This is a genomic window from Parabacteroides sp. AF48-14, assembly GCF_003477465.1.
Taxonomy (GTDB): domain Bacteria; phylum Bacteroidota; class Bacteroidia; order Bacteroidales; family Tannerellaceae; genus Parabacteroides; species Parabacteroides acidifaciens.
The window spans coordinates 69859-78441 of the sequence record NZ_QUDI01000028.1; the positions used below are offsets into that span (position 1 = coordinate 69859).

Below are 8583 nucleotides of genomic sequence, written 5' to 3' on the forward strand. Positions count from 1 at the left end.
CCGTATTTAATTATATATTAAATAATTAAACACAATAAGAAAGGTGATGAGAAAGTGTTGTAGTACTATTTCACCCCTCTCAAAAAGCTTGCGCAAGCAGTGTAGTAGCCCTTTTTTGTACGCGCTTATATAATTATCTTTCCTTTGCATCCAAAATCTAATTTTTTAGACATGATGAAACACGAACTGGAAGATCAACTAAAGGCGTTTGAGAAAAAAGGTATCGACCGCCGGCATTTTTTCAAACTAATGGCAATGGCCGGATTACTGACCGCTGCAAGTACACAAAAGGCAAAAGCATTCTCAAGCAATGCGAAAGGTAAAATCGTTATTATCGGTGGCGGTGCTGCCGGTATCAGTATGGCTGCCCGTTTAAAAAGCTGGCTGGACAAGCCGGATATTACCTTGATCGATCCCAGTGACCGTCAGTTTTATCAGCCGGGGTTCACCCTGATCGCATCAGGCGTTTACCAACCGAACGATGTCTGGAAAAAGCAGGAAGACTGTATGCCCAGCGATATCAAATGGATTAAAGACTCTGTTACCGCCGTCGATCCGGTATGGAACCAGGTAACAACTCAAAATAACGGAAAGATCGCCTACGACTTTCTGGTCCTGACCCCCGGAATCCAGACAAACTGGGAAAAGGTGGAAGGTATCACGCACGATACGTTAGGACAAGGCAACGCATATAGCATTTACGACTTCGAAGGTGCACAGAAAACATGGAAAGGTCTGCAGGAATTCTCCAAGACCGGCGGACGCGGTATCTTTACAGACACTTATACGAAACATAAATGCGGAGGCGCTCCGAAAAAGATTTGTCTGTTGACAGAACACTATAACCGCAAGCAGGGAACACGCGATAAAGTGGATTTGAACTATTATACAGCTTCCAAAGAGTTATATGATATTCCCTACTTCACCCCCCGCCTGCTGGAAATTTATAAGGAACGCAATGTCCCTATCAACCTGAACGTACGTGTAAAAGGGGTGGATACATCCGCTAAACAGGTCCATTTCGAGAAGATAGAGACGGTTGGCGACCAGAAGGTCTACACACCGTTTGTTGAAGACTACGATTTCCTGCATTTCACACCGCCAATGTCAGCCCCGGATTTCGTAAAAGAAGCCGGCTTGGGATGGACAGAAGGCAAATTAGCTGCCGACGGTTGGGTCATGGTGGACAAAGAGACGCTGGTACACAAGACATATCCGAATATCGTTTCCCTCGGAGACGTAGCCGGAATCCCGACCAGTAAGACATCCGCCGCAGTCCGCAAACAAGTGCTATTGCAGCCAAGAACCTGATCTCGCTGATGGAAGGCAAGGAACCCGTAGAAAAGTACGACGGCTACGCAGCTTGCCCGATCGTAACAGACTACGGACACGTCCTGCTCTGCGAGTTCAACTATAAAAAAGAACAGGAAAGTTCATTCCCGTTCTCCATGATGAATCCGTCAAAAGAACTTTGGGCAGCATGGCTGTTGAAAGTTTATTTCCTGAAACCCATGTATTTCTATGGAATGTTGAACGGATGGGCTTGACAACCAAAAACAACTCCCTATAATAAAATGCCAAACTGAAAGTCCCCCGGCTCGCTTGTAAGAGTCCGGGGGAATTTTATAATACCCTGTCTTGTTTTTTCATTAAAAATCAATAATTAATAGACAATCCCTTTAGTTTCAAAGTCACAAAGCCAATCATTGTTCCTTTTTTTGCATACATTTGTCGAAAGATTTAAATATATGTAATATTTAAACGCTTTGGGCAAATACATCCGATAGCTATTACATAAGTAATTTTATTGTCAATAAAAATAGGGAATCATGGAACAAGATAAGGAGACCTCCTCTAATGAAGATAATGCATCCTTTGAGGAAGAGATATCCAAACTCATACAAGAGCAGCTCCTGTTCACGGAAAGCATATACAACAGACTGCCTATAAGCATTGAGGTTTATGATGCCAACGGTGTCTTACGCAGCATAAACGATCATGCGTTACATATGTATGGAGTCGAGGACCGGAACACGGTTGTTAACTTTGTCAATCTTTTCAAGAGTCCCTATGTCGATGACCAGCTAAGAGCTAAGATACAAAGCGGCAAAGAAATTGTCAGGCTCGAGTTCGAATATGATTTCGAACGGATAAAGAACAATGCATACTTTTCCACCAAGAACCAGGATACGATGATTTACGATGTCCGGATAATTCCCATCCTAAGTAAGAACGGGGCGGTTATCGGGCATATACTCTTATCCAACGATGTCACAGCTATAAAAGACGCGGAATTTCATACGGAAGAGACTAAAAAAGACTTAGAGCTGGCCATGAATACGGCCAATATGTCTTCCTGGGTATATGATGTGCACAAAAAGGTATTCGAGCCATTATACGGCGATACGGTAATAAAAGGCACAACACCAATCGAAGAACTTTTATTGATACTACATCCCCAGGATCATCAACTGTTAATGCAAAGCCTTACGCTGCTAATCAATAAGAAAATCGAACAGCAGCAGATAACGGTGCGCTTTTACAACGCACAGGAACAGCAATACCGCTATTACGAGAGCATGATGCGATTGTCCACCGAACATTGGGGAAAACTGCAGGTTGTCGGCACACAGTTAGATGTAACAGAGAAGGTACGAATGGCAAAAAAGACACAGGATCTGATTGCCAAGCGTGAGCTGACCATGAAAGTCAGTAATATCGTCCATTGGGACTTCGACGTAAAAACCCAAAAATTCGAATCTTACAATGATCCCATAAACGATTATACTTCCAACAGACTATTAACCCTGTCGGAATATCTGGATGTCATACATCCGGAAGACCGTACCTCTTTTAGTGACGCAATAGCGCCTATGTTGGAAGGGAAAGACCTGACAGTCTATTTCACATGCCGTATGCAGACCAAATATGACAAGTCATGGCAATACTGCGACTTTACCGCAGTTCCTTTCGAGAAAGACGAGAATGGCAATATCACGCATTTCACCGGCTTCCGGCAAAACATCCCGCAACTTCAGAAGTTGAACAGGGAACAGCAAGAAATGATCAAAGAGCTGAAAGAGCTGAAAGAAAAGGCGGAACTTTCCGACCGGCTTAAGTCTGCTTTCCTCGCCAACATGAGCCATGAGATACGCACTCCGCTGAATGCGATCGTCGGTTTTTCCGAGCTGATGACATCATGCAACGATCCGGAAGAAAAAAACATGTACATAAACATCATAAAGTCCAACAACGAGTTGTTGTTGAGATTGATCAATGATATCCTTGACCTTTCCAAAATAGAAGCAGGAATACTCGAACGTAAAATCGAAAGGTTCAACCTGGCAACCGTTTCAGACGAACTATATGCCTGTGTTCTGCCGAAGATAACAAATCCGGGTGTTAAGCTCTGCCAGGATAAAGCCGAGGCAAGTTGCTGGGTTACATTAGACAGGAACCGCCTCATCCAAGTATGGATGAACTTCCTCACCAACGCGATAAAATACACGAAGTCCGGACATATCAAGATGGGATATTCCATTGAAGGGAATGGTGTCCGGATATATGTTGAAGACACCGGCATCGGCATTCCGCAGGAATCGCACGACAAAGTGTTTGCCCGATTTGAGAAGATCAATGAATTTGTGCAGGGGACAGGGCTCGGATTGGCTATTTCCAAAGCAATTGTCGAAACGGCGGGAGGTTCAATCAGTTTCAGTTCGACTCCCGGCACCGGTTCTACATTCTGGGCATGGGTACCTTGTGAAACAAATATACAGGAAGAATAAACAAAAGCGTTTATTCTTCCTGCATCTTATGATAATACCGGGGCGTATAGTCCGGCAACAGCTCCGGATGAAACACCCAAATCAAGTCTTTCAGCAAATAATCGGGATGTAGGGGAAACTCCTCGTAATAAGGCACTACACCTGTATTGCAAGCATAAATCCGACGGTTCTTAAACGCATCAAAATTCTCATAGGGCGTATATTCGGACCGCAAGTCCCCATAGGTCATATCTTTGGACTGGTTGTATTTAATCAACCATAGATCGGCATGGATCGCCCGGTCGAGCACCGTCTCGAAAGCTAACGGCGTGCTTCCGGCTCCGGGAAGATCGGTAAATATATAATCGGCTCCGGCGTCCTTATACAAATTGGCAACATAGCTTTCCCCGGAAGGCATAAACCAGGAAGAGCCGAATTTCTTTTCGGAGATAACGCTTGGGCGAGGCATATCCGCCGTCACCAGTTCTTTCAGGTCGAGATAACTTTTCTCGGTGACCCGGAAGATAGAATCCGCCTTTGCCTCCTTTCCGAACAACATTCCGTAGAAACGAATCCACTCGGTACGGCCCAACGGCTGTGATTCCATATAATCGGCTCCCTCGATAATGGGAATACCCAATTTCTCGACAGGGCCATAACCGCTATTCTGGAAAGGGGAAACAAGGACAAGCTCCGCTCCTTTATCGATCATCAGCTCAACATTCGGCGCCGTCGCCTCTCCCATGTCGGCAATCCGTCCGGCTTTCAACCCTTCCTGGATAGAGGGCGTGTCCATATAGCGGGGTTCACAGACACCGATAATCCGCCCGGTTTCTCCCAACTGGTCGATAACCGCAGCATGCACGGATGTGTAAACCACTATATTCTGCACCGGTACCCGCACGACTGTACCTTTCGGAAGATTCCCGGGAACAGGTTTCTCCCGGTCCACCAGCAGGTAACGCTGCAACAGGCGTGTACTGTCCCAAGGATCACGCACATCAACCGAGGTATAATCGTTGAAATGATGAACGGTAAAGCCCTGGGCGTAGCGGATGGTGTCGGAGGAAAGGGATTCTTCCGGGTGAGGCTTTTTGGGTTGCGAACAAGCCACAACCCAAAAAGTCAATAAGAAGCAAACAAGATTCCTCATTGGAAAATATCTTATTTCTGTTCAGTTAAAAAGTAAGCTCCCATCGGGTTCAAGCCAGACAAAGCCAATTGATTGATCAACTTTCCTTCAGAAGAAAAGATAAACATATCTCCTGTACTGGTATAATCAGAAGTTCCAATATAAACATTACCGGTCACAGGATCAGAGCTCATACAATATGTATTGTCCAATTTTGTCCCGTCTGTGATAAAGCTTTTATCTTCCAGGCTGCCCTTTTTAATGTCATACACTTTAAAATCATAATCTGTCACCACCCAGTTCTCCTGTTTGGCACTATAAATATAGATTTTATCACCACATACGGTAGAAACAAGCTGACTATTCTTTTCGATCACCTTCGAGTCACCGGTTGCCACATTCAGACGCTGCAATTCATTACCGATATTTCCATAGTTACCCAAAGAAAGAACATATAAATTGCCTTCGTCATCCTTCTGTACAGTCTTCGGATTGATTGTAACAACAATAGAACCTGTTACTTCAAATGTATTTGCGTCCACTACAGATAAAGTAGAATCCTGCACCTCATTATATCCCCCTGAATTTGCGACATACAACTTTCCATTCAATTCGCAAACACCTTCCGGGTTAGGACCGACTTTCACTTTCTTCACGATCTCCATAGAAGTAGTATCGATACAAGCCAGATGCCCGTCGAACAATGTTACATAGACCTTTCCGCCGGCAGCAGTAAGCATACGGGGCTGCTGCGGCTGGTTAGACTCATCCTTCGGGCTTATTGTTTTTAAAGACTTGCCGGACAAATCTGCAACTTCAATTGTTGCAGAGGTGTTCACTGCGATATACATCTTAGAACCGTAAATAAGCATATCGTTAGCCGTATCGCCAAGGCCACGCCCATTCGCTGCAGCAAAGACTTTAGTCGTCAGTTCCTTTGTCTCCGGATTATAATAATCCAGAGTAGCATTATTACTATTCATCTTACCGGCATTCAAAAGATAAACGCCAGTCGTAGAAGTTTCAGCCGGGACATCCGGCTTCGGATCATCATCGTTATCACAAGAAACAAACGGCACTGCCATCAAAGAGCATAATGCAAATAATAAATACTTCTTTTTCATTCCACTTATATATTAATTATTTAGAAAGAACAAGAGACTGACACCCGGAATGAACGTCCGGGCATCGGATAATACTTTATAATCTCATAATTAAGATTTCCTACATTCAGCACTTCGCCTTGCAAACGAAGTCTGCAATTATGCAGTTGAAACTCCCTGTTTACAGAAACAGTCTGTTCCACATACCGGTCGATCCTATTCTCCTTTATATTCTGGGGCAAGGAATAGCGGTCGCCGGCACACGTCAGCAGATAAGAGACGTTTAACCATTTATTTTGTACAGACAAAGATGCCGTACCGGAATGTCTGGGTGTGTAGGGTATTTGATCCCGGTAATTCTTTGCCGTTTCTTTGGTTATGTCAATCGCTTTCTGCCAGGTATAATTGCCTTGCAGCAAGAAGCTGAATGATTCCGAACAGGTAATTTCGGCAGACACATTCGCGTCGATTCCACTGATCGCCACTTCTCCCATATTCATCATTTTCCAGATATAAAGAGTAGGAAGAGCGACAATCTTATCCCGTACCCGGTTATAATAACCATCGACCGACAAATTCAGATAAGAGAGGAAGGAAGAAGGCTGTTCGCCCCATGTCACCCCAAGATTGTATTGAGTCGCCCGCTCCGGCTTCAGGTTCGTGTTGCCTATCCTCAAATAATACATATCATTAAAAGTCGGCACCCTGAATATATCCTTGAAAGAAGCACGCACCCGTACATTCTGCTCCGGCAAAATCCGCCACGAAGCACTTATGCTCGGCGACAGTCGTTTCCGGTCGGACGGTTTATCTCCTTTTTCCACCTTCTCGGAAATGAACGTATTCAGCAAACTGGCGGTTGCCGTCAACCGGCTGTCTTTATATTGAGCCGCCAGTACCGACAAGGAGGTGTAGCGGGTTGGGAAAGGACAATCCGGCAGGTTGTTCTTTAATGTATTAACAGAAAAGTCTGTTGTCAGAGAAAACGACAGGTATTCGGCCGGTGTATATAAACCTCCGGCAGAGAAATAATACTCCCGTTGCGTATGCCGGTCCTCCTGCTTTCCTGTCTCATAGTTGTTATTAAAGTCGATGTACTTATTCCAGGAGTAATTATACTTACCCTGCGCCTGTAAAGAAAAGCGGGTATCGAATTGTTTCTTATAATGTCCCTGTACGAAATAATTCTTGTCCCAAAGCCTTTCCTTTGCATAATCGTTATAGAGGATCACTGAACCGGGCAATCCCCGTTCCGAATCGAAATAATAACCTTTCACCGCAAGTTCGCTACCTTTGCCAAGATCGCCAAACAGATTCAATTCAGTGCGTAAAGTCCGGATATCGCTGTTCTTCCGCTTCCCCGATTCTTCTTGCTGCTCGTTCTGAATAACATAAGGGTAATTCCCGTCTGCGCGCAACCAATCGACCTGGCCCGTCGCCGCGAAGTGTTTACCCAACTTCTGCTCATAGCGCAAATAAGGATTCACCATACCAAACGAACCGGCCTTGACCTGTGCTTTCACATGGAACGGCCGGTCGGCAAACACCGGTCGAGCCGTCTTTATGTTCAACGCCCCCGCCGACGCATACATCCGCGCCGTCTGGAAGATATCGTCCGCCTGCCCGATCGACAGGGAGATCATATCGACGTTATCCAGTGTAAAGCGGCTGATATCCACCTGTCCGCTCTGTGCATCCGTAATCGTCACGCCGTCGTAGCTGACAGCCGTATGTTTGGCGCCGAGGCTGCGAACGGAGACTGTTTTCAAACCGCCTATCCCCCCATAGTCCTGCACGGTCACACCCGAAAAGCGCTTCACGGCTTCCGACAAATCCTGCACGCCGAGACGCTCGATGCCGGCTTTGTCCATCACCTGGAGCGGCGTGCTCTCGCGCGTGGTGGAAGGGCGCACCTTTCCCAATATTTCAACACCCGAAAGTTGGTGAAAAGTCGTCGTGTCCACTTGCGCATGCAAAGCGGCAAACGGAAACAGACAAACACATAACAGCTCTAAAAAGCGTTTGGTAAATGAATTCTGCATATCTTAATCGGTTCATCGCACCCTTTACCCGAGGGCTCGAATATATTGAATAGTGGCAGGTTTTCTGGCTTGTTCTCCCCTTTTTACGGCTACCTTCCCGAATTTAATCAGTGGCAACAAGATTTGCCAGGGTTTTACAGAACTTACAGCTACGGGTACAGCTCCGGACTTACACCGGATTCCCTTTTACTAACCGCCTGCGGAAGCAAACGCGGTTACACCATTATCCGGGCGCAAAGGTAGCAAAAACAAACCTAATTTTCAATTTTCGACTCTTAACTTTCAACTATTTCGGGAGGGCTTATTGTATAAAACGCATTTTTTAAGCTCGAAAGGCATCCGAAACAAAACAAATGTTAATCCGATTTTTTGACCTCAAAAAGGGACTTTTTCCGCTTTTTTGAGTGTTTCCAGCCATTACGACCGTCCTCTTTGCCATTACGACCGTGCTAATGTGTAGTGCACTCGGCACCTCGCGAAGATTAGCACGGTCGTAATGGCGATTTGGACGGTCGTAATTGGAAAGAGGACCGTCATAA

General features: G+C 45.4%; 4 protein-coding genes, 1 pseudogene and 1 riboswitch. Of the genes and pseudogenes, 2 read left to right on the forward strand and 3 right to left on the reverse strand.

Features of this window, described 5'->3' with window-relative positions; all coding sequences use genetic code 11:
- Nucleotides 1–171 precede the first annotated feature (171 nt).
- A pseudogene (locus DW083_RS14000) lies at nucleotides 172–1547 on the forward strand (NAD(P)/FAD-dependent oxidoreductase).
- A 282-nt stretch (nucleotides 1548–1829) separates the two neighbouring features.
- On the forward strand, nucleotides 1830–3788 hold the full coding sequence (locus tag DW083_RS14005) for an ATP-binding protein (RefSeq protein WP_122332784.1): 1959 nt from the start codon (nucleotides 1830–1832) through the stop codon (nucleotides 3786–3788).
- A gap of 10 nt (nucleotides 3789–3798) precedes the next feature.
- On the opposite strand, the gene DW083_RS14010 is transcribed toward DW083_RS14005, so the two are convergent.
- Genes DW083_RS14010 through DW083_RS14020 form a run of 3 tightly spaced genes read right to left on the reverse strand, consistent with a single transcriptional unit; the run spans nucleotide 3799 to nucleotide 8044 of the window.
- The gene (locus DW083_RS14010; RefSeq protein WP_122332785.1) at nucleotides 3799–4920 is read right to left on the reverse strand and encodes an ABC transporter substrate-binding protein; all 1122 of its coding nucleotides are present in this window, start codon (nucleotides 4918–4920) and stop codon (nucleotides 3799–3801) included.
- Between the two features lie 11 nt (nucleotides 4921–4931).
- On the reverse strand, nucleotides 4932–6023 hold the full coding sequence (locus tag DW083_RS14015; RefSeq protein WP_147382141.1) for a YncE family protein: 1092 nt from the start codon (nucleotides 6021–6023) through the stop codon (nucleotides 4932–4934).
- A gap of 20 nt (nucleotides 6024–6043) precedes the next feature.
- Nucleotides 6044–8044, reverse strand: coding sequence for a TonB-dependent siderophore receptor (locus DW083_RS14020; protein WP_122332787.1), 2001 nt, complete (start codon nucleotides 8042–8044; stop codon nucleotides 6044–6046).
- A gap of 36 nt (nucleotides 8045–8080) precedes the next feature.
- Nucleotides 8081–8284, reverse strand: a riboswitch (cobalamin riboswitch).
- Nucleotides 8285–8583 lie beyond the last annotated feature (299 nt).

Coding starts and splice junctions, on each gene's coding strand:
- DW083_RS14005 (WP_122332784.1), top strand. CDS start 1,830: ATGGAACAAGATAAGGAGACCTCCTCTAATGAAGATAATGCATCCTTT.
- DW083_RS14010 (WP_122332785.1), bottom strand. CDS start 4,920: ATGAGGAATCTTGTTTGCTTCTTATTGACTTTTTGGGTTGTGGCTTGT.
- DW083_RS14015 (WP_147382141.1), bottom strand. CDS start 6,023: ATGAAAAAGAAGTATTTATTATTTGCATTATGCTCTTTGATGGCAGTG.
- DW083_RS14020 (WP_122332787.1), bottom strand. CDS start 8,044: ATGCAGAATTCATTTACCAAACGCTTTTTAGAGCTGTTATGTGTTTGT.